General features: G+C 67.6%; 24 protein-coding genes. 9 read left to right on the forward strand and 15 right to left on the reverse strand.

Annotated features, from left to right (window positions below; genetic code table 11):
* Positions 1 to 28: 28 nt before the first annotated feature.
* From GRI40_RS09485 to GRI40_RS09505, 6 genes are all read right to left on the reverse strand, one after another.
* Positions 29 to 796: a head GIN domain-containing protein gene (locus GRI40_RS09485; protein ID WP_160611089.1), complete on the reverse strand. Its 768-nt coding sequence runs from the start codon at positions 794 to 796 to the stop codon at positions 29 to 31.
* Positions 793 to 918: a hypothetical protein gene (locus tag GRI40_RS14030; protein ID WP_272916552.1), complete on the reverse strand. Its 126-nt coding sequence runs from the start codon at positions 916 to 918 to the stop codon at positions 793 to 795. The genes GRI40_RS09485 and GRI40_RS14030 overlap by 4 nt, the downstream gene beginning before the upstream one ends.
* A gap of 22 nt (positions 919 to 940) precedes the next feature.
* A complete protein-coding gene (locus tag GRI40_RS09490; RefSeq protein ID WP_160611090.1) occupies positions 941 to 1,477 on the reverse strand; it encodes a CarD family transcriptional regulator in 537 nt (178 codons plus the stop codon).
* Between the two features lie 271 nt (positions 1,478 to 1,748).
* Positions 1,749 to 2,087: a ferredoxin FdxA gene (gene fdxA / locus GRI40_RS09495; protein WP_160611091.1), complete on the reverse strand. Its 339-nt coding sequence runs from the start codon at positions 2,085 to 2,087 to the stop codon at positions 1,749 to 1,751.
* Entirely contained in the window at positions 2,084 to 2,395 is a 312-nt protein-coding gene (locus tag GRI40_RS09500) for a S4 domain-containing protein (RefSeq protein ID WP_160611092.1), read from the reverse strand. The genes fdxA and GRI40_RS09500 overlap by 4 nt, the downstream gene beginning before the upstream one ends.
* A gap of 5 nt (positions 2,396 to 2,400) precedes the next feature.
* Positions 2,401 to 4,836, reverse strand: coding sequence for a helicase-related protein (locus GRI40_RS09505; protein ID WP_160611531.1), 2,436 nt, complete (start codon positions 4,834 to 4,836; stop codon positions 2,401 to 2,403).
* Between the two features lie 248 nt (positions 4,837 to 5,084).
* Between GRI40_RS09505 and GRI40_RS09510 the strand changes: the two genes are divergently transcribed.
* From GRI40_RS09510 to GRI40_RS09530, 5 genes are read left to right on the forward strand one after another with little or no spacing between them, the layout of a single operon-like run.
* Positions 5,085 to 6,710: a M23 family metallopeptidase gene (locus GRI40_RS09510; RefSeq protein ID WP_337190535.1), complete on the forward strand. Its 1,626-nt coding sequence runs from the start codon at positions 5,085 to 5,087 to the stop codon at positions 6,708 to 6,710.
* 48 nt (positions 6,711 to 6,758) lie between these two features.
* A complete protein-coding gene (gene hemB / locus GRI40_RS09515; protein ID WP_160611533.1) occupies positions 6,759 to 7,754 on the forward strand; it encodes a porphobilinogen synthase in 996 nt (331 codons plus the stop codon).
* On the forward strand, positions 7,751 to 8,299 hold the full coding sequence (locus GRI40_RS09520) for a GNAT family N-acetyltransferase (protein ID WP_160611093.1): 549 nt from the start codon (positions 7,751 to 7,753) through the stop codon (positions 8,297 to 8,299). The genes hemB and GRI40_RS09520 overlap by 4 nt, the downstream gene beginning before the upstream one ends.
* Positions 8,296 to 10,518: a spermidine synthase gene (locus GRI40_RS09525; protein WP_160611094.1), complete on the forward strand. Its 2,223-nt coding sequence runs from the start codon at positions 8,296 to 8,298 to the stop codon at positions 10,516 to 10,518. Before GRI40_RS09520 ends, GRI40_RS09525 begins: the two co-directional genes overlap by 4 nt.
* A 2-nt stretch (positions 10,519 to 10,520) precedes the next feature.
* Positions 10,521 to 11,078, forward strand: coding sequence for a gamma carbonic anhydrase family protein (locus tag GRI40_RS09530; RefSeq protein WP_160611534.1), 558 nt, complete (start codon positions 10,521 to 10,523; stop codon positions 11,076 to 11,078).
* Positions 11,079 to 11,136: 58 nt separating this feature from the next.
* On the opposite strand, the gene GRI40_RS09535 is transcribed toward GRI40_RS09530, so the two are convergent.
* The 7 genes from GRI40_RS09535 to GRI40_RS09565 all read right to left on the reverse strand — a co-directional run bounded on the left by GRI40_RS09535 (position 11,137) and on the right by GRI40_RS09565 (position 18,241).
* Positions 11,137 to 11,649, reverse strand: a complete 513-nt coding sequence (locus tag GRI40_RS09535) for a DUF1993 family protein (protein WP_160611095.1) — start codon at positions 11,647 to 11,649, stop codon at positions 11,137 to 11,139.
* A 52-nt stretch (positions 11,650 to 11,701) separates the two neighbouring features.
* Complete coding sequence (locus GRI40_RS09540) at positions 11,702 to 13,294, reverse strand: cisplatin damage response ATP-dependent DNA ligase (protein ID WP_160611096.1); 1,593 nt, start codon at positions 13,292 to 13,294, stop codon at positions 11,702 to 11,704.
* 2 nt (positions 13,295 to 13,296) lie between these two features.
* The gene (locus GRI40_RS09545) at positions 13,297 to 13,797 is read right to left on the reverse strand and encodes an OmpA family protein (RefSeq protein ID WP_160611097.1); all 501 of its coding nucleotides are present in this window, start codon (positions 13,795 to 13,797) and stop codon (positions 13,297 to 13,299) included.
* A 23-nt stretch (positions 13,798 to 13,820) separates the two neighbouring features.
* A complete protein-coding gene (locus GRI40_RS09550) occupies positions 13,821 to 14,387 on the reverse strand; it encodes a hypothetical protein (RefSeq protein ID WP_160611098.1) in 567 nt (188 codons plus the stop codon).
* Positions 14,388 to 14,441: 54 nt separating this feature from the next.
* A complete protein-coding gene (locus tag GRI40_RS09555) occupies positions 14,442 to 15,446 on the reverse strand; it encodes a ligase-associated DNA damage response exonuclease (RefSeq protein WP_160611099.1) in 1,005 nt (334 codons plus the stop codon).
* 72 nt (positions 15,447 to 15,518) lie between these two features.
* A complete protein-coding gene (clpA, locus tag GRI40_RS09560) occupies positions 15,519 to 17,882 on the reverse strand; it encodes an ATP-dependent Clp protease ATP-binding subunit ClpA (RefSeq protein WP_160611100.1) in 2,364 nt (787 codons plus the stop codon).
* Positions 17,883 to 18,037: 155 nt separating this feature from the next.
* Positions 18,038 to 18,241 carry a DUF1192 domain-containing protein gene (locus tag GRI40_RS09565; RefSeq protein WP_160611101.1) on the reverse strand — a complete coding sequence of 68 codons (204 nt, stop codon included), beginning with the start codon at positions 18,239 to 18,241 and terminating at the stop codon, positions 18,038 to 18,040.
* Positions 18,242 to 18,343: 102 nt separating this feature from the next.
* Between GRI40_RS09565 and GRI40_RS09570 the strand changes: the two genes are divergently transcribed.
* The 4 genes from GRI40_RS09570 (at position 18,344) to GRI40_RS09585 (ending at position 22,255) form a co-directional block, all read left to right on the forward strand.
* Positions 18,344 to 19,354: an NAD(P)H-quinone oxidoreductase gene (locus GRI40_RS09570; RefSeq protein ID WP_160611102.1), complete on the forward strand. Its 1,011-nt coding sequence runs from the start codon at positions 18,344 to 18,346 to the stop codon at positions 19,352 to 19,354.
* Positions 19,355 to 19,473: 119 nt separating this feature from the next.
* Positions 19,474 to 19,629, forward strand: a complete 156-nt coding sequence (locus GRI40_RS09575) for a hypothetical protein (RefSeq protein ID WP_160611103.1) — start codon at positions 19,474 to 19,476, stop codon at positions 19,627 to 19,629.
* Between the two features lie 86 nt (positions 19,630 to 19,715).
* Positions 19,716 to 20,426 carry a DUF1013 domain-containing protein gene (locus GRI40_RS09580; protein ID WP_160611104.1) on the forward strand — a complete coding sequence of 237 codons (711 nt, stop codon included), beginning with the start codon at positions 19,716 to 19,718 and terminating at the stop codon, positions 20,424 to 20,426.
* Positions 20,427 to 20,572: 146 nt separating this feature from the next.
* On the forward strand, positions 20,573 to 22,255 hold the full coding sequence (locus GRI40_RS09585; protein ID WP_160611105.1) for a long-chain-fatty-acid--CoA ligase: 1,683 nt from the start codon (positions 20,573 to 20,575) through the stop codon (positions 22,253 to 22,255).
* A 3-nt stretch (positions 22,256 to 22,258) separates the two neighbouring features.
* Here the strand turns inward: GRI40_RS09585 and GRI40_RS09590 are convergent, their stop codons facing one another.
* Both GRI40_RS09590 and GRI40_RS09595 read right to left on the reverse strand, forming a co-directional pair.
* Complete coding sequence (locus GRI40_RS09590; protein WP_337190536.1) at positions 22,259 to 22,642, reverse strand: bactofilin family protein; 384 nt, start codon at positions 22,640 to 22,642, stop codon at positions 22,259 to 22,261.
* Entirely contained in the window at positions 22,635 to 23,786 is a 1,152-nt protein-coding gene (locus GRI40_RS09595) for a M23 family metallopeptidase (RefSeq protein ID WP_237489034.1), read from the reverse strand. Before GRI40_RS09595 ends, GRI40_RS09590 begins: the two co-directional genes overlap by 8 nt.
* Positions 23,787 to 23,980 lie beyond the last annotated feature (194 nt).

Raw genomic sequence — 23,980 nt, forward strand, 5'->3', positions numbered from 1 at the left:
AGACCCGGTGGCGTTACAGCGGGATGAATTACTCGCTGGCGGGACGGGCCGTCGCGGCGGCGGGTGCGGGGTTGCAACGCAGAGTGCCCGATCCCATCGCATTGATTGTGCAGGTGGCGTTGCCAGTCACCGTCACCGCGCCCGATCCCATGATGGAAGCGTCCACGGTTCCGTCCGATGCGAAGGCCGCGTCGCCCGAACCGGCGATGGTGACGTCCGCGGTTTCGACCGCGAGGCCGCCCATCCGCCCTGAACCGGACCCAGCGATGGTGAGATCGAGGGAACGCGCGGTGCCGGCGGCCCCGAATGTGCCCGATCCCGCCAGCGTGACGTCGAGCTTATCGGCCGTCAGAGCGGCGACGCGCGCAGTCCCGCTACCAGCGATGGTCGCCTCGGCGTTCCCGTCCATCCTATCGGCATCGACGGTGCCCGAGCCGGCAAGCGTGAGCTGAGTGAGCGCCGGCAGCGTCACGCGAACGGTGGCCGTGCCTTCGCTCCGCAAATCCGTTTCGCGCATGATGCCCAGCGCGTCGTCCTCCAGCGTGAAGCGCAAGGCGGCTGCCGCCTCCGGATCGCCTTCCACCTTGATGGCGAGCCTGTCGCCGCGTGTGACCACGGCGTTGTCCGGCCCCGCGAGGACCAGCCCCGTCGGTGCCGCGCCCGTGAGGTCGAGGTCGGCCAGGGGAACCCCTTCGCCGGTGTCGAAGGCGACCGCGCCGCTGCATCCCGACAGGGCGGCGGCGGCCAGCGCGATGCCGACAGCCGGGCCCAAGGTCCTTGCAAGTTTCCTGATCATGCCGGTTCTCCCAAACGCATGCCGTTTTCCGTGTTACCACAGCAATACAGCATGCGCGGGTCGGCAATATCACGAGAAAGGGGCCGGCCTTTGCAGGCGGCCCCTTCGTTGGTTCGGATCATGCGTTGATCGAAAGCGGGCCGATCAGGCCTCTTCCGCGGCGCTCTCGTAATACTTCGGGGCGTGTTCGCGCAGCACGTCGAGAATCTTCTCGAGCGCGGCCGGCTCGTCGGTCTTTTCCATCGCGGCGAGTTCGCGCGCGAGGCGGCTGGAGGCCGCTTCGAAGATCTGCCGTTCGGAATAGGACTGTTCGGGCTGGTCTTCCGGGCGGAACAGGTCGCGCGTCACTTCGGCGATGGAAACCAGGTCCCCGGAGTTGATCTTCGCTTCGTATTCCTGGGCCCGGCGGCTCCACATCGTGCGCTTGACCTTGGGCTTGCCCTTCAGGGTTTCCATCGCTTCCTTCAAGGTCTTGTCGCTCGACAGCTTGCGCATGCCGATCGATTCCACCTTGTTGACGGGAACGCGCAGGGTCATCCGTTCCTTTTCGAAGCGGAGCACGTAAAGATCGAGCTTCATGCCGGCGATTTCCTCGCTCTGCAGCTCGATCACACGGCCCACGCCGTGCTTGGGATAAACCACGTAGTCGCCAACGTCGAAAGCAGGGGCCAAACTCGCCATTCATAGTCCTTTCGTGAGGACGCAGACTCCGCGAAAGATGGCGACAGCATTGGGCGACCGGGCGGCGCGCGGTCGGGGGCAAGCCTGCCGTTTCGCTGGTGTGATGCGCCCTTTCTGACTCTTCGCTTCAACGCCGGGAATCGCTCACCGGCGCGCTTGTTGCATTATATAGCACGCCGGCAACAAAATTTCCACCCCCCGCAGGGCGCCGCGGTGGCGGGCAGCAAGTGACGGCGCGCCGGGCAAAAACCTGCCCGGCGTGCAGTTAGCGTCAGTCGCCTTCGCCCGGCTCGGGCGAGAAGAATTTATCGAACTTGTCTTCTTCGCCCTTGTGCGCATCCGCGTCCGCCGGCGGTTCCTTCTTCTGGGTGATGTTCGGCCATTCGGCGGAAAACTTCGTGTTGAGCTCCAGCCATTTTTCCAGCCCGTCTTCGGTATCCGGAAGGATCGCTTCGGCCGGGCATTCCGGTTCGCACACGCCGCAGTCGATGCATTCCGACGGGTTGATGACGAGCATGTTCTCGCCTTCATAGAAGCAGTCGACCGGGCAGACCTCTACGCAATCGGTGTACTTGCACTTGATGCAGGCGTCGGTGACGACGTAGGTCATTGCGGCTGGCCCCTTCCAGGCGAGTGAATCGTGTCTGCTGCTAGGCCCGCACCCGCCTGCGGGTCAAGCGCGCGGTAACAGGCCTGGGCTTCGGCCGGCGGCCCGCGCCGGGCGGGCAGGTCGATGATCTCGATCACCCGCACACCGCCTGCCAGTGGAATCGTCAGCGTGTCGCCGGGATGGATGTCGGCGCTGCACCGCAGGACGCGCACTCCGTTGCGCCGCACGTGCCCCGCGGCGACAATCTGCTGGGCGACGCTCCGGGTCTTCGCCAGGCGCAAGTGCCACAGCAGCTTGTCGACCCGCACGCGCCCTAGCGCCTGACCAGCCCGGCGAGCGCGGCGAACGCGCTGCCCTCGGGCGCGGAGGGCGGCGGGGCCGGCCGGGCCCGCGGGGCGGGGCGCCAGGTCCACGCGTCTGGCGCCGGCGGCCCGCTTGCCCCCTGGCGCAGGGCCCGGGCGCGCTGGACACGGAAGCCCGCCGCGTGCAGCAGCCGTGCCCAGCCGTCGCGGCGGAGTCCGGTGGAGATCGCCAGCGCGGGGTCGAGCGCGAAGTGCCGCGTGCCGGCCTTGACCCGTGTCTCGTGCGCGGCGCGCAGAAGCTTCTCCGCGACATCGACGCGCACCGCCTGGCTGCCCGCATGCCGGTATCCGGCGGGCAGGCGGCGAGTGGCAGGAACGACCGGCGGCATGCCCGGCGCCAGTGGCCGCGCATCGATACCCGAATCGTGCAGCGCCTGTCGCGCGGCTGGCTTCAGCAGCGCGGCGGCAAAGATATCGAGCGCGCCGAACGTGACGCCCAGGCGCCGGAGGAACGGCCGCAGTTCCTTGGGCAGATGCTCGATCCCGGCCTCTTGCCGGGTAATCGCGCCATGGCCGGCGATGAGCGTGAGCAGCAGGGCACGCGCCTCGCTCCCGGCGGCGGGGTCGCGCGCGGCAGCTTCCAGCGTGGCCAGCGGGGCAAGCGGCGTCAGGCGCTGGGCGAGCCAAGCTTCGAGAGCGGTCATCAGCGCCTGACGGTCCGCATCGGGCACTTGCGCCAGGTCGCGCGCAGGCGCCAGGCGAAAACGACCGGCCGCGCCGCTGCGCTCAAGCCGGGCGATCTCCGTCTCGCGCCAGCGAAGCGCACCGTCGGCGAGCGCCACTTGCCCCGGCTCGGCCGCCACCGTGCGCGCGCGTTCGCCGAGCAGTCGGGGGAGCGACTTCTCCGCCGCGGCCAGCAGCATCCGCCGGTCGCTGTGGCTGGCGCCCGCGTCGACGACGAAGCGGAAGCCTTCGAGGTGGCCGATGGGCTCGTCCTCCACCGACACGATGTCGTCTTCGGCCAGGGTCACGGGCAGCAGCGCGGCATCGTTGCCAAGGCTTTTCATCAGGATCGACGTCCTCCGGTTGACGAACCGTTCGGTCAGGCGGGCGTGGAGCGCGTCGGACAGGCGCGCCTCGACCGCGCGGGCGCGGGCGGCCATCTCGTCGCGCGCCAGGACCCAGTCCGGGCGCTGGGCGATGTAGGCCCAGCTGCGGATGGCGGCGATCCGGCCCTGCAACGTGTCGATGTCTCCCTGCGGCCGGTCGAGCTCGGCGATGCGCGCCGCGACATAGTCGGCCCCGAGGTGCCCGTGGCGCAAGTCCTGCCACAGCCGGGCAACGAAGCGCGCGTGCGTATCGGGTCCGCTCTGGCGGAAATCGGGCAGGCGGCAGGCTTCCCACAAGCGGCGGACGCTGCCCGGGGTGCGGGCGTCGATCTTCGCCGGGTCATCGGCCAGGCGCTTGAGGACGGCAAGGTCGGTCGCCTCGGGCGCGCGGGCGAGGCCCGGCTGCGGCGGCGCGGATTCGAGGTCATCGATCAGCACCCGCACGCTGTCGTATCGCGGCTCCGCCTCGCGCCAGTAAAGCGATGTCAACGGCGCGAACCGGTGTTCCTCGATCGCGTAGATTTCCTCGTCGGTGAACTCGGGCGCCTGTCCAGCACCGCCCGCCCCGCCGCCGGCAAGGGTGCCGAAGCTGCCGTCCTTCTGGTGACGCCCCGCGCGGCCCGCGATCTGCGCCATTTCGGCCGGCGTCAGGCGCCGCTGCCGCAGCCCGTCGAACTTCGTCAGGCCGGCGAAGGCGACGTGGGTCACATCGAGGTTGAGCCCCATGCCGATGGCATCGGTGGCGACGATGTAATCGACTTCGCCGGACTGGAACAGGGCGACCTGGCGGTTGCGGGTTTCCGGGCTCAGCCCGCCCATGACCACAGCTGCGCCACCGCGGAACCGGCGCAGCATCTCGGCCACGGCATAGACCTGCTCGGCCGAAAAGGCGACAATCGCGCTGCGCGGCGGCAGGCGGCTGAGCTTGCGCGCGCCGGCATGAGTCAGCGTCGAGAAGCGCGGACGGGTGACGATTTCCGCCCTGGGCACAAGCTGGCGGATCATCGGCTCCAGCGTGGCGGAGCCGAGCAGCATGGTCTCGTCCCGGCCGCGCGTATTCAGCAGGCGGTCGGTGAAAACGTGCCCGCGTTCGCGGTCGGCGGCGAGCTGCGCTTCGTCCAGCGCCACGAAGGCGAGCGGGCCATCCGGGCCCCCGCCGATGCGCGGCATGGCCTCAACCGTGCAGCAGAAATACCGCGCGTCACGCGGCTCGATCCGCTCCTCCCCTGTGATGAGCGCGACGGCGTTCTCGCCCTTCAGCGCCACGACCCGGTCGTACACCTCGCGGGCGAGCAGGCGCAGGGGGAAGCCGATCGCCCCGCTCGAATGGCCGCACATCCGCTCGATCGCGAGATGGGTCTTGCCGGTGTTGGTGGGCCCGAGGACCGCCTTGATCGTCACGCCAGGCAATGTGGCAGTGCGCCCCCGCCGCCGCAACCGGCCTGTTGGACCTGGCTGGCGCGAGTGCAAATTAGGCCGGCATTAACTTCGATCGGGCACAGAGCCATGCCGGGGGCCCGCGGGGCCCGGGCGCGCGCCGGTGGGGATCCCGGATGCGCAAGCTGTTGCAACGATGGAGGCGCGCGGTGTTTCGTGACCGCGAAGGGGAGATGGCCGGATATGCGCCCGGGGCCTTGATGGCCGGCGGGCGTGCGGCTGCGCTCATCCATGCCCAGATCGTTTCCGAAGAGCCGGCCGTCGTTCGGCACCGCGCCCGGGCGCTCGTCGATCGATGGGATTCGGTGCGCTGGCGGGCGGAGGCGCGCCTCGCCTCGGTCGATCTCGCGCCCGACCTTGCCCAAGGGATCGGCACCCGCCGGTGGTTCCGCGGCCTCGGCACCTTCGTGGGCCTCAGCGCATTCAGCCTGGCGTTCTGGCCGGGCTTCGCGCCGCTCGAAGCCGCGCCCGCGACGCGGGTGGACGATGCGGTGCGCGATGAATTCCGCAGCCAGATGATCATGCCGCTAGCGCTCGGCGGGGATGCCGGCCGGCAGATGGGCCCGACGGCGGCGGTGACAACGCTGAAGGCCGCACCCGAACGCCCGACCCTGCAACTGGTGGCGACGCTGGTGCAGGGCGACACCTTCGGGCGCATGCTCCAGCGCGCCGGGGTCGGGGCAACCGACGCCGCGCGGGTGGAACGCCTGGTGACGGCAGCCATGCCGCTCGACGAGATCGCGGCCGGCACGCCGGTCGACGTCACCCTGGGCCGCAGGGCCGCCGCGGGGCAGCCGCGCCCGCTCGACACGCTATCCTTCCGTGCACGGTTCGACCTCGCGCTGGAGATCGGGCGCGAAGGCGGTGTCCTGTCGCTGGAGCGCAAGCCGATCCGGGTCGATACGACGCCCTTGCGCATTCGCGGCCTTGCCGGCGAGAGCCTCTACCGATCGATGCGCGGGGCCGGCGCGCCGCCCAGCGCGGTGCAGGCCTACCTCCGCCAGATCGGCGAACGAATCGACCTCGAGGGCGGCGTGCAGCCGACCGACACGTTCGACCTCATCGTGTCGTACCGCCGCGCCGCGACCGGCGAGCGCAAGGCGGGCGAGCTGCTCTACGCCGGGATCGAGCGCAACGGAAAGCCGCGCGCACAGCTGATGCGCTGGGGCAGCGATGGCCAGTTCTTCGAGGCATCGGGGGTGGGCGAGCAGACGAGCGGCCTGCTGCAGCCGGTTCCGGGGCGGATCACATCGAGCTTCGGGATGCGGCGCCACCCGATCCTGGGCTATATGCGGCGCCACGCGGGGATGGATTTCAAGGCCGCGCATGGCCAGCCGATCGTGGCGGTGACCGATGGCTACGTCGCGTCGGCCGGTCGCGCGGGAGGCTGCGGCAACGCCGTGCGCCTCAACCACGCCGGCGCGCTGCAGACCCGTTACTGCCACTTGAGCAGCATGGCGGTGAGTGCCGGCCAGGCGGTCCGGCGCGGGCAGGTGATCGGCTATGTCGGTTCGACGGGCCTCTCCACCGGCCCGCACCTGCATTACGAAATGTACCGCAACGGGCAGGCGATCAATCCTTCAAGCGTCTCGTTCGTCACGCGCGCGCTGCTCTCGGGCGAAAGCCTGGAGCGATTCCGCGGCGTGCTCGCCCGGTTGAAGACGGTGGAGGCGGGCGCGGCGCTGGCCGATCTCGCACCCGCCCCCGCCGCGGCGCGGGCGCCCGAACCCACGCGCGAAATCGACCGCGCCGGCGTGCGGACCCCGGCGATCTGACGGGCCGCGATTGCGCGTCGCCATGCGATGCGGCAACAGCGAGCGCATATGACCGCAGCCTATCCCAACCTTCGCCTGCGCCGGACCCGCGCCAGCAACTGGAGCCGCGCGCTTCATCGCGAAACCGTGCTGACCCCGGCGGACCTGATCTGGCCGCTGTTCGTGACAGAGGGCAATGGCGTCGAGGAACCGATCGCCAGCCTGCCAGGCGTATCGCGCTGGTCGGCCGATCGGATCGCGGATCGCGCGCGCGAGGCGGCCGGGCTGGGCATCCCGTGCCTTGCCCTGTTTCCCAACACCCAGGCGAACCGCCGCAGCGATGACGGGTCCGAAGCGCTGAACCCGGACAACCTGATGTGCCGGGCGATCAAGGCGATCAAGGACGCGTGCGGCAGCGACATCGGCGTGCTGACTGACGTGGCGCTCGATCCCTACACCAGCCACGGTCAGGATGGGCTGATCGATGCCGCCGGCTACGTCGTCAATGACGATACCGTGGCCGTCCTGGTCGACCAGGCGATCAACCAGGCGGAGGCGGGAGCTGACGTCATAGCGCCGTCCGATATGATGGATGGCCGCGTGCGCGCGATCCGCATGGCGCTGGAGATAAACGGCCACCCCAACGTGCAGATCATGGCCTATGCCGCCAAGTACGCCAGCGCGTTCTACGGCCCGTTCCGCGACGCGGTGGGGTCGGGCGGCCTGCTGAAGGGCGACAAGAAATCCTACCAGATGGATCCGGCCAACGGCGACGAGGCCTTGCGCGAAGTGGCGCTGGACCTCGCGGAAGGGGCAGACAGCGTGATGGTCAAGCCGGGGCTGCCCTACCTCGATATCGTGCGCCGGGTAAGGGATCGGTTCGAGGTGCCGGTTTTCGCCTACCAGGTCAGCGGGGAATACGCGATGATCGAGGCGGCCGCGGCGGCCGGGGCGGGGGAACGCGACGCGCTGGTTCTGGAAACGCTCACCGCGTTCAAGCGCGCCGGCTGTTCCGGCGTTCTGACCTACCACGCGGCCCACGCCGCCCGCCTGCTCGGCGCATGATCGAAACCGAGCGGCTCGTCCTGCGCGACTGGCGGCCCGACGATTGGCCGCGCTTCTGGGCGGGGACGAATACGCCGGCGGTGATGCGCTGGCTGGGCGGCGTACTGGACTATGACGGCATGGCGGCGACACGCGGCCGGGTCGAGGCGTGCGCAGCGGCCAACGGGTTCTGTTTCTGGGCGGTCGAGCGCAAGAGCGACGGCGAGATTCTCGGCTTCTGCGGATTGAAGAGGGCCGATGCGCCCGGCTCGACGGTAACGGGCGCGGTGGAAATCGGCTGGCGCCTGCGCGAGGATGCCTGGGGCAAGGGGTACGCGCGCGAAGCCGCCAGCGCCGCGCTCGCCGCCGCGTTCGACCGCTACGGGGCGGAAGAAGTCGTCGCCCTCACCGTGGAGGGCAACACGGGGAGCTGGGGACTGATGCGCCGGCTGGGCATGCGCCGCCGCGAAGACCTCGACTACGTCGATCCACGCTTCGGCGAGGATCTCAATCCGACGATCGTTCATTCGATCGACCGCGCCGCTCAGGGGGAGAAACGCGCATGACCCGAAACCCGCGCATGCTGTTCACGGCCACCATCCTCCTGGGCAGCTTCCTGCTGTTCCTGGTGCAGCCGATGGTGGCGCGCATGGCGCTGCCGCGGCTCGGCGGGGCGCCGAACGTGTGGAACAGCGCCATGCTGGTGTACCAGGCGCTTCTGCTGGGCGGATATGCCTACGCGCACGCGCTCGGCCGCCTCCCGCTGCGCCGGCAGGCCATGATCCATGTCGGCGTGCTGCTGATGGCCGCGCTGACCCTGCCGATCTCGCTCGCCAACCTGCCGGCCAGCGGGCCCGGCAACGAAGTGCTCTGGGTTCCGCTGCTGTTTCTCGCCACCATCGGCCCGCTGTTCTTTGCCGTATCGGCCCAGGCGCCGCTGATGCAGCGCTGGTTCGCCGCGCGGCCCGACGCGGGCGATCCCTACGCGCTTTACGCGGCGAGCAACCTCGGCAGCTTTGCCGGCCTGATCGCCTATCCCCTGCTGGCGGAGCCGCTGCTCCCGCTGGGGTGGCAGAGCGGCGCATGGGCCGCTGGTTATGCCGCGCTGATCCTGCTGGTGATTGTCGCCGGGCGCACCCTGCCCCGCGCCCCCGCCGACCCTGCTGCTGCCCCGGCCGCGCCAACCGGCGCGCCAACCGCCCCCGACGATGCGAAGGAAGCGATCGGCGCAAAGCGGATCGCGCTGTGGCTCGCCCTGGCGGCGGTTCCGTCCGGTCTCATGCTATCGACGACGACCTATCTCACCACCGATATCGTCGCGATGCCGTTGCTCTGGGTCATCCCGCTCGGTCTCTATCTCCTGTCGTTCACGATCTCCTTTGCGGAGCGGCGCGGGGCGGCCAATCTGTTCTCCCGCCACGCCCCGGCGCTCGTGATCGGCCTCGGCAGCATGACGATGCTCCTGTCCGCGAACGGATCGATGGCGGCCGCGATCGTCAGCATTCTCCTGCTGTTCGCCGTTGCCGTGGCGCTTCACGCGCGGCTTTACGAAAGCCGGCCCGCGCCGTCGCGCCTCACGCTCTTTTATCTTGTCATGTCGGCGGGCGGCGCGCTCGGCGGCGTGCTCACAGCGCTGATCGCCCCCGCGTTCTTCGACTGGACGTGGGAGCATCCGCTGCTGATCGTCGCGGCGGCGCTGCTGGTGCCGCTGCCGCCCTATGCCCGCTGGACGGAACGGCTTGGCCTCGATCCCCGGCGCGGTCGGCTGGTCATGGCCGTGCTGCTGGCCGTGGGCCTGGGGACCATCGCCCTCCTGTCAAACGCCGTTGCGGACACGCCGCGGTCGGACGGGCTGATCCTCGGACTGACCGGGCTCGTCGCGGTGATCGGGCTGCTGGTGGTGCGCTGGCGCCTCGCCTTCGGCCTGCTGCTGGCGCTGGCCATGCTGTCGCTCGGCGGGATGGACGCGATGCGCGTCAGCCTGTCGGGCGATCGCAGCCGCAGCTACTTCGGCATCTACACCATTCGCGACATCGGTTCCGAATCGCGCAACCTCGCGCATGGGACGACGCTGCACGGAATCCAGTTGCGGGAGCCCGGCCGCGAACTGGAACCGACATCGTACTACGGCCGCAGTTCGGGCGTCGGTCTTGCGCTGTCGCCCGGCGAGCGCCTGCTCGGCCCGAACGCGAACGTCGGGATCGTCGGCCTGGGGGTCGGCACGCTCGCCTGTTACCGCCAGCCCGGGCAGTCGTGGACGTTCTACGAGATCGACCCCGAGGTGCTCAGCTATTCGCGCAGCGGGAAGTTCACGTTCGTCAATCGCTGCGCGCCCGATGCGCGGATGGTGATCGGCGATGCCCGCATCGAACTGGCGAAGGCGCCGGCGGGCACCTACGATCTGCTTGCCATCGACGCGTTTTCATCCGACGCGGTGCCGCTGCACCTGCTGACGGACGAGGCGATCAAGGTCTATCTCCGGGCGCTCGACCGGGACGGGTTGCTGCTGATCCATATCTCCAACCGGTTCATCGACCTGGAACCCGCGCTGGGTGCCGCGGCACGGGCCAACGGGCTGTCCGCGATCGTGCGGCTCGACCGCGGGGCAAAGTCTCCGCTCACCGAATCGCAATGGGTGGCGATGGCGCGCGATCCCGCCCGGCTGGAAGCGCTTCAGGCGGCGGGCGATGCCGAATGGGACGCCATCGACACCTCGCGCAGCCGCCAGTGGACCGACGATTACGCTTCGATCCTGCCCGATATCATCTGGAGCAAGTTCCTGTGACCATGCACCGCCCCGGCGTCACCATCGTCCCTATCCACGGACGCGCACCGCAGATACATGACAGCGCCTTCATCGCGCCCGGCTGCGTCATCATCGGCGACGTGACGATCGGCGCGGATTCCAGCGTGTGGTACAATTGCGTCCTGCGCGCCGATACCAGCCGGATCGTGATCGGGGCGCGAACGAATATTCAGGACGGCAGCGTGCTCCACTGCGATCCGGCGCGGCCCGGCGATCCCGATGGCGCGCCGCTGATCGTCGGCGATGACGTGCTGGTCGGCCATATGGCCATGCTGCACGGCTGCCGCATCGCGGACCGCGGCTTCGTCGGGCTGGGTGCGATCGCGATGAACAAGGCGGTGATCGGAAGCGATGCCATGCTGGCGGCCGGCGCCATGCTGACCGAAGGCAAGGTCATTGCCGACCGCGAGCTGTGGGGCGGGCGCCCCGCGCGCAAGATGCGCGATCTCGACGACATGGCCATCGCCGGCATGCGCATGGGCGTCGCCCATTATGCCGAGAACGCCAAGGCCCATGCGGCCGCGGTGGGCGGGCTCTAGCGACGCGCGGAGGCGGCGCGTCCTGGCGTGGGCGCGAAGGTTGCGCCGCGCGACTTGGCTATTCCGCTGGCCTTGCCGCGTACCGCGCCATGTGCGGCAGGAAATCCGCCTTGCCGAGTGCCAGCCCATCGCGGCGCAACAGGGCGTAGGCCATCGAGGCGTGGAAATAGAGATTGGGCATCGACCAGTCGCGCACGAATTCCTGCGCCGACATGACGAACCGCATGCCGTTCGGAAGCGTCATGTCGACCTGCTCGTCAGGGGCCAGCCACTCTTTCTGCGCCCAATCGGGGACTTGCGTCCGAACGGCCTCCAGTCGTGCGCGCACTTCCGGCCATGAACCATAGGGCGTCTCGTCGAGCGGGATCGCGGCGCCGGCGGCGCGTGTCAGCGCGATGATCACCTGGTTCAACGCGATGCGGAACTGCGTTTCCAGCGCGAACATGTCGTCGGCCAGTTTCGCTGCAAGTGCGTCGTCGCCAAGGTCCGCCGCCTCGGCCCTGGCCGCCAGCCCGTCCAGTGTGCGCAGCGTGTTGGCAAATGTGATGCAGGCATCGTCGCGATAGGTCATCGGTGCGGTCCTCGTGCGGTATGCTACGGGTGTAGCGCGGACCGGCGTGCCATCAATCGCGAATCAACGTGCGCAGCGCCTCGATCCGGTCCGCCTCGTGCGGCGGCTTGTCCCAGCGGATGCGGTGGATGCGCGGGAAACGCATGGCGAGGCCCGATTTGTGGCGTTTCGATTCGTGCACCGAATCGAACGCGACTTCGAACACCAGGCTGCGGTCGGTCTCCCGCACTGGGCCGAAACGGTTGACGGTGTGGTTGCGGACATAGCGGTCGAGTTTCTTCAGCTCCTCGTCGGTGAACCCGAAATAGGCCTTGCCGACAGGCAGCAGCTCGGCGCCCGCATCCGGGTCGCCGTCCCAGCAGCCGAAGGTGTAGTCGGAATAGAAGCTGCTGCGCTTCCCGCTGCCGCGCTGGGCGTACATCAGCACCGCATCGATCAGCAGCGGATCGCGCTTCCACTTGTACCACAGCCCGGTCTTGCGCCCCGGGATGTAGGGCGAATCGCGGCGCTTGAGCATCAGCCCCTCGATCGCGTCATCGCGTGCGCCCGCGCGGATTCGGGCGAGGTCCTCGAAGTTTTCGGCCGGGATCACCGCGCTCAAGTCGAAATGGCTGGCGGGCAGGCGGGGGACCAGCGCCTCCAGCAGGGCGCGGCGGTCCGACCACGGCATCGCGCGCACGTCTTTCCCTTCAAGGATAAGCACATCGTACAATCGGACGAACGCAGGATACTCAAAGAGAATTCTCTTTGCGACGTTCTTGCGCCCCAGCCGCTGCTGCAGGGCGTTGAAGCTGGCCGCGCCGCCGGCCTCTCCGCCCTGGTGGCTGCCGCGCACCAACAGCTCCCCATCGAGCACCGCGTCCATCGGCAGCACGTCGAGCAACTCCGGGAAAGTGCCGGAAATATCGTCGCCCCCGCGCGAATATAGCCGCGTCTCGCCACCCATTCGGACGAGCTGGACGCGGATGCCGTCCCACTTCCACTCCGCCGCGTAAGCGGCGAGATCGACGACTGTTTCCTCCAGCGGATGGGCCAGCATGAACGGCCGGAACGTGGGCATGTTCGCCGTATCGGGCGCGTCGTGCCCATGCGCCGCCCAATCGAACAGAGGCTGATAAGGCGGAGCGAGCCCGTGCCAGTGCTCCTCCACATCCTCGATCCCCACCGCGAACGCTTGCGCGAAAGCAACCTTGGCGAGGCGGCTGGAGATGCCGATCCGCATGGCGCCGGTGGCGAGCTTGAGCAGCGCATAACGGCCCGAAGCGTCGAGCCGGTCCATCAGCGCGGGCAGTTCGAAAAAGACCGACCGGCGCGTCATTGCGGAGAGCAGCTCGACCGTTTCGCTGACCGTCGGCGGGTCGGGCGGATTGTCGGGTGCGGGCCACAGCAGGCTTGCGGTTTCCGCCGTGTCGCCGACGAAGTCACGGCTCAGTGTCCACAGCACGGGATCGACCCGCTCCATCAGGATCGTGCGGATCGCCGATGCCTTGACGGCCGGGAAATCCAGCCCGTCGGTCAGCGCCGCCAGTGCCCACCCCCGGTCGGGATCGGGCGTCGCGCGGAGGTATTCAGCGATCAGGCGCAGCTTCTCGTTGCGGCTGCGCGTATAGACCAGCGCATCGATCAGGGCGGCGAGTGCTTCCAAGGTCAGCTTGTCTTCGCGATAATCACTTCCACCCGCCGGTTTCGGCGCTGTCCTGCCGGATCGTCTTTCCCGTCAGGCGTCAGGTTGGCCGCGACCGGGCGCAATTCGCCGAACCCGCGAACCTCCAGCCGATCGCCCGGGATCATGCGGACATCCTTCAGGTAATCGCGCACCGCCATCGCGCGCCTTTCCGACAGCTTCTGATTGTAGCCGTCTTCGCCCTTGCTATCCGAATGCCCTTCTATCGCGACTTTCGCGCCCCCGCTCTGCGCGATCAGTTGCGCGACCTTGTCGAGCGTCGGACGCGCGTCGGGGCGAATGTCCGCCTTGTCGAAGTCGAACAGGACATCGCCCGGCAGCGCGACCACCGTTCCGCGCGCCGTTTCCGTGGCGCCGAGCTCGCTTCGGATCGCTTCGACCGACCCCACGCTGCTGGTCGAAATCCCGCCGATAGCCGTTCCGCCCGCGCCGGCTTCGGCAGCGCGCAGCGACGATCGCGACACCTCACCCAGGTTGCGTGTGCTGCTCAGTTTTTTTTTGAGCCATCGTCCGAAAAGGCCGCCTCGCTCAAGGGGAGCGGAACGCGAAATCCGGGCGTGCTGGTGTATTGGCTGTCGGTCTGGTTGCCATCGTTGATAATCAGCGTCGCGCCGTCGGCGCTGGTGAGACGGCCGAGGAACACGAGCTCGGCCTGCATCCGCTGACCTGCCGGTATCTGAAGCCGCGGATTGGCGGTGGGCGGCGAAAGGTAGAGTTTCGATCCGTCGCCCGCCACGATATACGTATTCTTGCTGTTGCCGCGGTTGAGCGTCTGCTCCCCGTCGTCACCATTGGTGATCGTGGCTACGATCACCGTCTCGCTCGGCTTCGCCTGAATGGAATTGATCTGCAGGATGACGCCGTTGGGATGGGCCTGCTGGATATCCAGAGGCATGGGTTTTCCGCCGCCGACCAGCTTGGACAGGATCGAAGGGCCTTCCGGCGTCAGATCCTGCTGGGCATCGGCGTCCTGCGCTTCGGAAGACGTTTCCGCGTCGCCACATGCGCTCAACAGTGCGCAGGCCGCGATCATCGTCACGAACGTCTTTTTCACAGTGCTTTCCTCCAACTGCTGTTTCCGCTCAACGGCATGCGTTGCCCCGCGTTCCTAGTCATCCTCGTCCTCGTATCCCACCAGCGCCAGGGCACGCGCCTTGCGCTGGTGGAGCTGGTGCCAACGCAGCAGCGCTTCCTCGCGGCCATGGGTGATCCAGGTTTCGGCCGGGTTTACCTCCTCGATCGTGCGGGTGAGTTCGCCCCAGTCGGCGTGGTCGGAAATGATCAGCGGCAGCTCCACGTTGCGCTGCCGGGCGCGCTGGCGGACGCGCATCCAGCCCGATGCCATCGCGGTGATCGGTTCGGGCAGCCGCCTGCTCCAGCGGTCATTGAGCGCGGACGGGGGGCACATCACCACGCGGCCACGCATCGTGTCTTTCGTCGAGTCGCTGACCAGGCGCAGGTCCCCCAGCGGCACGCCGAAATCCTCGTAGAGGCGGCACATTTTTTCCAGCGCGCCGTGGAGGTATATCGGCTCGTGGTATCCGGCCACGCGCAATTCGGCGATCACCCGCTGCGCCTTCCCCAACGCATAGGCACCGACCAGCACGCAGGCGTCAGGATGGGCGGCGAGCCGGGCCAGCAGCTTGTCCATCTCCTCCGCGATCGGGGGGTGGGTGAAAAGCGGCAGGCCGAACGTCGCTTCGGTGATGAAGATGTCGCAAGGCGTCACTTCGAAGGGCGGGCACGTGGGATCCGGGCGGCGCTTGTAGTCCCCCGTCACCACGACTCGCTCGCCCGCATGCTCCAGCAGGATTTGCGCGCTGCCTAGGACATGGCCGGCGGGAATGTAGGTCGCGTCGACCCCGCCCTTCAGCCGGATCGTCTCGCCGTATCGGACCGGCACCGCGCCGTCCCGCGTGTCGTAGCGCAAGTCCATGATGGCCAGCGTTTCCGGCGTGGCGACGGTAACGCCGTGCCCACCGCGTGCATGATCGGCATGGCCGTGCGTGACCAGCGCATGGCCGACAGGGCGGGCGGGGTCGATCCAGGTATCCGCCGGGACCACGTGGATGCCCCACGGCTCGGGCCGGATCCATGCGAAGTCGCGCGCCATCGGATGTGTCAATCAGCCGGGCGGGTACTCGGTTCCGGGACCGTCCGGAACCCCACCGGTTCCGGGTGGCTCCTAGTCCTCGGACTTGCTCTCGGACGCCTCGGCCGCGGGTTTGTCCTTCCCGGCGGTCCTGGCCTTGCGTGACGCCTTCCCCTTGGGAGGGGCCGGCGTGAGCTCGAACGCGGGCTGGTCGTGCTTCACCGTCACATGCACTTCCCCCCCATCGGCGAGCTTGCCGAACAAGAGTTCCTCGGCCAGCGGCTGCTTGATCTTTTCCTGGATCAGGCGGCTCATCGGACGGGCGCCGTAAAGCTTGTCATAACCGCGATCCGCCAGCCACGCCCGCGCATCGCCGTCGAACTGGATGTGAACGTTCTGCTCGGCCAGCTGCAGCTCGAGCTGGAGGATGAACTTGTCCACCACCCGCGCCACGGTCTCGCGGCCCAGGTAGGTGAACGGAACGATCGCATCGAGCCGGTTGCGGAATTCCGGCGTGAACATGCGCTTCACCGCCTCTTCCTGCGCGTCTTCCTTGGACACGTCGCCGAACCCGATGCCCTGGCGCGCCATGTCGCTCGCGCCGGCGTTGGTGGTCATGATTAGCACGACGTTGCGGAAATCGACCGTCTTGCCGTGATGATCGGTCAGGCGGCCGTTATCCATCACCTGCAGCAGGATGTTGAACAGGTCGGGGTGCGCTTTCTCGATCTCGTCGAGCAGCAGGACGCTATGCGGCTGCTGGTCGACCGCGTCGGTCAGCAGGCCGCCCTGATCATACCCGACATAGCCCGGGGGCGCGCCGATCAACCGGCTGACCGAATGGCGTTCCATGTATTCCGACATGTCGAAGCGCTGCAGCGGAATGCCCATGATGCTGGCGAGCTGGCGCGCAACTTCGGTCTTGCCGACACCGGTTGGGCCGGAGAACAGGAAGCTGCCGATGGGCTTGTCCGGATCGCGCAGCCCCGCGCGGGAAAGCTTCATCGCGGTCGACAGTTTTTTCACCGCCGCGTCCTGGCCGTAGACGACCTGCTTTAAGTCACGCTCCAGGTGCTCCAGCGCCTTCTTGTCGTCGCTCGACACGCTCTTGGGCGGGATGCGGGCCATCGTCGCGATGACCTGCTCGATCTCGCGCGCGGTGATCTTTTTCTTCCGCTTGGATGGCGGCACCAGCATCTGCATCGCGCCGACTTCGTCGATCACGTCGATCGCCTTGTCGGGCAACTTGCGGTCGTTGATGTAGCGTGCCGACAGTTCGACGGCGGTCTTGATCGCGTCGGGCGTGTAGGTGACTTTGTGGTGTTCCTCGAACGCCGTGCGCAGGCCGCGCAGGATCTTGATCGTGTCCTCGATCGTGGGTTCGTTCACGTCGATCTTCTGGAATCGGCGCAGCAGCGCGCGATCCTTTTCGAAGTGGTTGCGGAATTCCTTGTACGTGGTCGAGCCGATGCAGCGGATGGTGCCGCCGCTCAGCGCCGGCTTCAGCAGATTGGATGCGTCCATCGCGCCGCCGCTGGTGGCCCCGGCGCCAATTACCGTGTGAATTTCGTCGATGAACAGCACCGCATGCGGGAGCTTTTCGAGCTCGGAGACGACCTGCTTCAGCCGCTCCTCGAAATCGCCGCGATAGCGGGTGCCCGCCAGCAGCGCGCCCATGTCGAGGCTGTAGATCACCGCCGGCTCCAGCACTTCGGGCACGTCGCCTTCGACGATCTTGCGGGCGAGCCCTTCGGCGATGGCGGTCTTGCCGACACCGGGATCGCCCACGTAGAGCGGGTTGTTCTTGCTTCGCCGGCAGAGAATCTGGACCGTCCGGTCGACTTCCGGCCCGCGGCCGATCAGCGGGTCGACTTTGCCGTTCCGCGCCTTTTCATTGAGGTTCACGGTAAACTGGTCGAGCGCGGAGGCATCCTTGCCCCCCTTGGTCTCGGCCTTGCCCTCCTCTCCGCCCGCGGCCGAATCGGTGCCCTGCGGCGGTTTGATGTCGGCCGGCTTGCCACCCTTGCCGATGCCGTGGCTGATGTAGCTTACTGCATCCAGCCGGCTCATGTCCTGCTGCTGCAGGAAATAGACTGCGTAGCTGTCACGTTCGGAAAACAGGGCGACGAGCACGTTGGCGCCGGTCACGGTATCCTTGCCGCTCGACTGGACGTGCAGGATCGCGCGCTGGATCACCCGCTGGAACCCCGCGGTGGGTTGCGGATCGGCCCGCTCGGAAGTTTCCAGCTTCTGGTATTCCTCGTCGAGGTATCGGCGCACCACCTCGCCCAGCTCGGCCAGGTCGACCCCGCACGCGATCATGACCTGTGCCGCATCGTCATCGTCGATCAGCGCGAGCAGCAGGTGTTCCAGCGTCGCGTATTCGTGATGGCGTTCGGACGCCCCATGGAGCGCCGCGTGCAGGGATTTTTCGAGGTTCTGGGCGAAACTGGGCATTCAGGTATCTTTCGTCAGCGAACGTGAACGCGCGATTGCGCGCAACTGGGGGGCAGCGGGTAGGATCGGCGGCCGGGCGCGCGCCGTGATCGCGTGTGCCCGAACGGGCCTGCCATCGATATGGGAGAGCCTTCGCCGATTGCGAGGGCCGGCGGTCATGTACGCGGCTTGCCGAACAGGGCGTCGGCGGCGCTTCGATGGGCCGCGGACTTGCGCCGGTGATCGGCCACCCGCGCGATTTCCGCCTCCAGCAGCGCGATCCGGTCGTCCAGTTCGGCGAGGGAATAGGGAGACAGGTCCTCCTTCGCGAGGAGGCTGGCCGCGTCACCTTTGGGGCGGGGACGGTTGTCGTCGTCCATCCGCGAATCTTCGCGCTTGCGCCCGCTTGCTGTCAATGGCCGGCACGGCTACCCGCAGCACGCGCGGCGCGTTGTCGCATTCGCGCAACAGGGGTGACACGCATGGGACAGCCGATACCCGCAACGATGACCGCGATGGGCCTCGATGCGCCCGGCGGTCCGGAGGTATTCCGGGAAGAAACGCTGCCGGTGCCAAGGCCCGGTCCGGACGAAGTGCTGATCCGGGTCGCCTATGCCGGGGTCAACCGGCCCGACGTGATCCAGCGCCAGGGGTTCTATCCGGCACCGCCCGGTGCTTCGCCGATACCGGGTCTGGAGGTCGCGGGCGAGGTTGTGTCGCAAGGCGATGCCGTGGCGGGCGACCTCATGGGCCAGTTGGTCTGCGCACTGGTCTCGGGCGGTGGGTACGCCGAATATTGCCTCGCGAACGCCAATCACTGCCTGCCGGTCCCCGCCGGGGTCTCGCTGGCAGAGGCGGCTGCGCTGCCCGAAACGCTGTTCACCGTGTGGCACAACGTATTCGAACGGGCCTATGCCCGCGAAGGCGAGATGCTGCTGGTCCACGGCGGCACCAGCGGTATCGGCACGATGGCGATCATGCTGGGCAAGGCGTTCGGCCTGACAGTCATCGCCACGGCCGGCAGCGCTGACAAGTGCGCCGCGATCCGCGCCCTGGGGGCGGACCTTGCGATCAACTACAAGACGCAGGATTTCGTGGAGGAGGTGAAGGCGTTCACGGGCGGTAACGGTGTGAACGTCGTGCTCGACATGGTTTCGGGAGATTACGTCGCGCGGAACCTCCAGTGCCTTGCCGAAGATGGCCGCCACGTCACCATTGCCGTGCTCGGTGGCCTCAAGGCGACGATCGACATGGCGCTGGTGATGCGCAAGCGCCTGCACCTGACGGGTTCCACCCTCCGTGCGCGCTCTGCCGAATTCAAGACGCTGCTGGCCGACGAGATCGCGAACAATGCCTGGCCGCTGGTGGCAGACGGGACGGTACGCCCGGTGATGGACCGGACGTTCCCCCTCGCGGACGTTTCTGCGGCGCACCTGCGGATGGAGCAAGGGGATCATATCGGAAAGATCGTACTGGCGGTCGCGGCAAGCTGACCGGGCCGACCGCCTCCGTTCTGTCATATTGACGCATCATGGACCGACAAGTTTCGCGTTGCCGTCACATCGGTGTGCCATCGGTGCCCGTGACAGGGTTCCATCCGGGGCGAGACGCTATGCTGCAAGACTGGGAAAACGGGCTGGTGGGCAACAATCCCGGCACGACCTCGCGCCTGCCGCGCGCTGCCGCGCCGGTGCGAAAGGTCGTCGATCTGCTCGCTGTGCGGCGTGCGCGCGGACGGAGGCCTGCGGAACTTCCTTCCGCCGCGTAACCCTTGCCCTGAGGGGTTCGATAGCCTAGATCGCATGGCAACGGCCGCCCCGCGAGGGGCGGCCTCGCTATTTTCAGGACCCCTCCATGGCCGACCAACCCACTCCGCTGATGCCGCATGCGACCGCCACCTGGCTGGTCGATAACACCGCGTTGAGCTTCGAACAGATTGCCGAATTCTGCGGCCTACACATCCTGGAAGTGCAGGCGATGGCCGACGATCTGGCCGGCGCGAAGTACACCGGCCGCGATCCCGTCCACGCCGGCGAACTCACCAACGAGGAGATCGAGCGCGGCCAGGCGGACTCCGAATACCGCCTGAAGATGCACAAGGTGCCCGTCGCGGTCAGCCGCACCAAGGGCCCGCGGTACACGCCGGTTTCCAAGCGGCAGGACAAGCCGGACGGCATCGCCTGGATCCTGCGCAATCATCCCGAAGTATCCGACGCGCAGATTTCCAAGCTGATCGGCACCACGCGCAACACGATCACCGCGATCCGTGACCGCAGCCACTGGAACATCGCCAACATCAACCCCAAGGATCCCGTCACGCTCGGCCTCTGCTCGCAGCGGGAACTGGACGCGATGGTCGCCAAGGCGGCGAAGAAGGCGGGCCTGGAAGAAGACGCAGGCTCGCGCGATGCGCGCCTCGGCAACGATCGCGAAGCGCTGATCACCGAACTGCGCGCCGAACGCGAAGTTGCCGCCAAGGTCGCGGTCGAAGCGGCGCAGGAAGCCGAAGCAGCCGCATGGCTCGAAGCCAAGCGGGCAGAAGAAGCCGCAGGCGGCCAGGGCTGACGGTCTTGCCCCCCGCCGACTGGCAGTCGGCGCAGGGCCCGCTTTCCTTGTGCGATAATGGCTCGTCTCCGCCAGGCGGGACGGGTTCGCGTTCGGCGGCGCACGGTCGCTTGTAAAGCGCGCCGGAATCCCGCATCCATACTGACATGGATGTCATTAGCGCGCCCGACCATCCTTCTCCCGACCAGTACCGGCACCCGTGCCCATGGGACATCGCGATTCCGCGGCGGACGGTCCCGACCTTGCTGGAAGACGCGGCGCGGAAGGCGCCGAGCGCGCCGGCCATCGATTTCCTCGGCCGGACTTACGATTATCGAACCGTCCATGCGGAGGCGGTGCGGTTCGCCTCGGGCCTCGCCGCGCGGGGGATCCGGCCCGGGGACCGCGTCGGCCTGTTCCTTCCCAACGTACCGATCTACCTTGCGGCGTATTACGGCGCGATGATGGCAGGCGCGGTGGTGGTCAATTTCTCACCGCTGTATTCGGTGGAGGAGCTTTCCGCACAAGTCGCCGATTCGGGTGCGAAGCTCCTGGTCACGGTGGACGTCGCCAGCCTGCTGCCGACCGCGCTGAAAGTGTTGGCAGGCTCCGCGCTGGAAACGCTCGTGGTGGGAAGCCTCGGCGCCATGTTGCCGTGGCCCAAGCGGATCGCCCTGGCTCTCCTGGGCCGCAAGAGCATCGCTGCGATCCCTTCGCGCCCCGATGTGCTGCGGTGGGGCGATATGCTGTCGGACGGGTCGGCGGAATTTCCCGAAGTGTCGCCCGATGATCTCGCGCTGCTCCAGTACACGGGCGGCACCACGGGGCGGCCGAAGGGAGCGATGCTCACGCACGCCAATCTCGTCACCAACGCGCTGCAGGTCCAGGCAATCGATCCCGACCACGGTGCGCGCGACGTGATCCTGGGTGTCCTGCCGCTGTTCCACGTGTTCGCGAACACCTGCGTTCTCAACCGGACGGTCGCCAATCGGGGATGCATCGCCATGTTGCCGCGGTTCGACGCGGGGCAGGCGCTCAAGACGCTGCAACGGGTCCGTGCCACGGCCTTTCCCGGCGTGCCCACGATGTATCAGGCCCTGCTCGATCATCCCGCGCTGGCGAAAACCGATTTCTCCTCGCTCCGCGTGTGCATATCGGGCGGGGCGCCATTGCCGGCGCCCGTACGTGATGAATGGGAAAGCGCCACCGGTTCGCGTCTCGTCGAAGGATACGGCCTTACCGAATCGAGCGGTGTCGTATCGACAAACCCCTATCTCGGCGAACGCCATCCGGGCACGATCGGCCAGGTTCTGCCGCACACCAGGGTCCGCCTGCTCGACAAGGAGGACCCGACCCGGCCGCCGCCGGCAGGCGAGCCCGGCGAGTTGATCGTCGCCGGCCCGCAGATCATGGCCGGCTACTGGAATCGCCCGGCCGCCGCGAAAGACGCGTTCGCCGAAATCGCGGGCACCCGCTGGCTGCGGACCGGCGACGTCGCCCGCATCGGCGACAATGGCTTCATCGCCATCGTCGACCGCATCAAGGACATGATTGCAGTCGGCGGGTTCAAGGTCTTCCCGAGCCAGGTCGAAGCCGTGCTGCTGGAACATCCGGCGGTCAAGGAAACGCTGGTGCTGGGCCTGCCCGACGCATACCTCGGCGAAATGCCCCGCGCGTTCGTGACGCTGGAGGATGACGTGGCGGCGGTGTCAGCGGAAGAACTCGCAACCTGGCTCAACGCCCGGGTCGGCAAGCACGAACGGGTCAGCGGGGTGGATATCCGCGAACAATTGCCCAAGACGATGGTCGGCAAGCTCGACCGCAAGGCTCTCCGCGCGGAACTCGGCTGACCTTCAGCTGGCGAGCGTCAGCTTCGGTTCCCCATCGCCCATGCGCGCAGGCTCCGCCGGGGTGCGGTGGGCCAGGCGACCTTCGACATCGGCGCCCTGTTCGATGGTCAGCGCATCGTAGTGCACATCGCCGTGGATGCGGGCAGTCTTCAGAATGACCAGCTCGCGGGCCGAGATCGATCCGCTGACCGAACCGGCAAGACGCGCGCTTTCGGCGGAGACGGCGCCTTCGATATGGCTGCCTTCGCCCTGGACCAGGCTGGCACAGCGGATGTCGCCCTCGATCCGGCCGTCGACGTGCAGGTCCGCCGACGCCGAAACGTCGCCCGTGATAACCACGTCGCTGCCGATGACGGAGAACGACCCCACGGAAGCCGGCTTAGCCACGTGCAGGCTCGCTCCGTTCGCGTCGGGCTTCTTTGTGAACATGGGGCGCAGCTTCCAGGAAGGGGCGCGGATTGACCGCGCGATCGTTGATGCGAACCTCGAAGTGAAGGTGAGGCCCGGTCGACCGGCCGGTAGAGCCGATCGCGCCGATCACGTCGCCGGCCTCGACCGTCTGGCCGACGCGCGAAGCGAAGCGCGACATATGCGCGTAACGCGTAACCATGCCGTTACCGTGGCTGATCTCGACGACGTTGCCGTAACCCGACTTCACGCCCACGAAGATAACCCGGCCGGTGGCGGCGGCATAGATCGGCGCGCCGGTCGGACCACGGAAATCGAGGCCGGAATGCATCGCCGCTGCCCCGGTGAACGGATCGCGCCGCACGCCGAAACTGCTGGTCAGCATCTCGACCGCCGCCGGGCGATAGCTCGGAATCCCCTCGAGACCGCGCTCGAGCGCGTCCATCCGCGCGAGGCTGAGCCCGAGCCGTTCGAATCGCGGATCGATCGACCCGTCGTTGGAAGTGGCGAGCCGTTCGAGCGGACCACCCATCGCCCGCCGGTCGGCGCCGCGGATCATCGCGTTGGGGTCGAGCCCGAAACGCCGGATGGCGCGAGCGGAATCTTCGGCGCGGCGATCGGCATAGCGGGTCAGCCGCTCCACGAACGCGATCTGGCGCGCCTCGACCCGGGCGAGCCCGCTCGCTTCCGGGATGAGGGCGCTGATCTTGCTGACCGTCCCTGCAGCTTCGCCGGCCGAATCGCTGACCGTTTCGCCGTCGCGGGCATCGGCGGGCAGCGAGTCGACCACTTCTTCAATGAATGCCTGCCGGCGCGCGAGATCGTCGGCGATGGCGCCGATATCCTGCCGATACGCATCGACCCGGTCCTGCGAGGTGGCGACCTGCGCCTCGCGCTCGAGCAAGGACATGCGATCGGCCGATGCGCGATACTGCAGCCAGCCCATGACCGCGATGGACGCAGCCCATGCGACAAGCGCCGCGAGCGCAATTCCGGTTACGGCCATCTGCATGCGCGCAGAGAGCTTGATGAAGCGAACCTGTCCCTGCGACCGCATGATCAACTCGCGATCCGGGAACATGGCGCGCAGGCGGCTTACAAATCCGCCAGCGGCTGCGATCATTTGCGTTTCGACCCTTGGCCCCGTTTAATCCCGGCCGCGCAGCTAACGGCTTGGCAGGTTAACGTCGAATCGAGTCGCCCGGACTCGGGCCCAACGGGTTGAGTCATGCGATGAAACGTTTTTAGCGACGAAATTTTCGATTCTTAGCGGGAACGATATGTCCAAATAATGGTTTGCCCGCGCTGCATCGCGGC

Source organism: Tsuneonella aeria, from assembly GCF_009827495.1.
Lineage (GTDB): Bacteria > Pseudomonadota > Alphaproteobacteria > Sphingomonadales > Sphingomonadaceae > Tsuneonella > Tsuneonella aeria.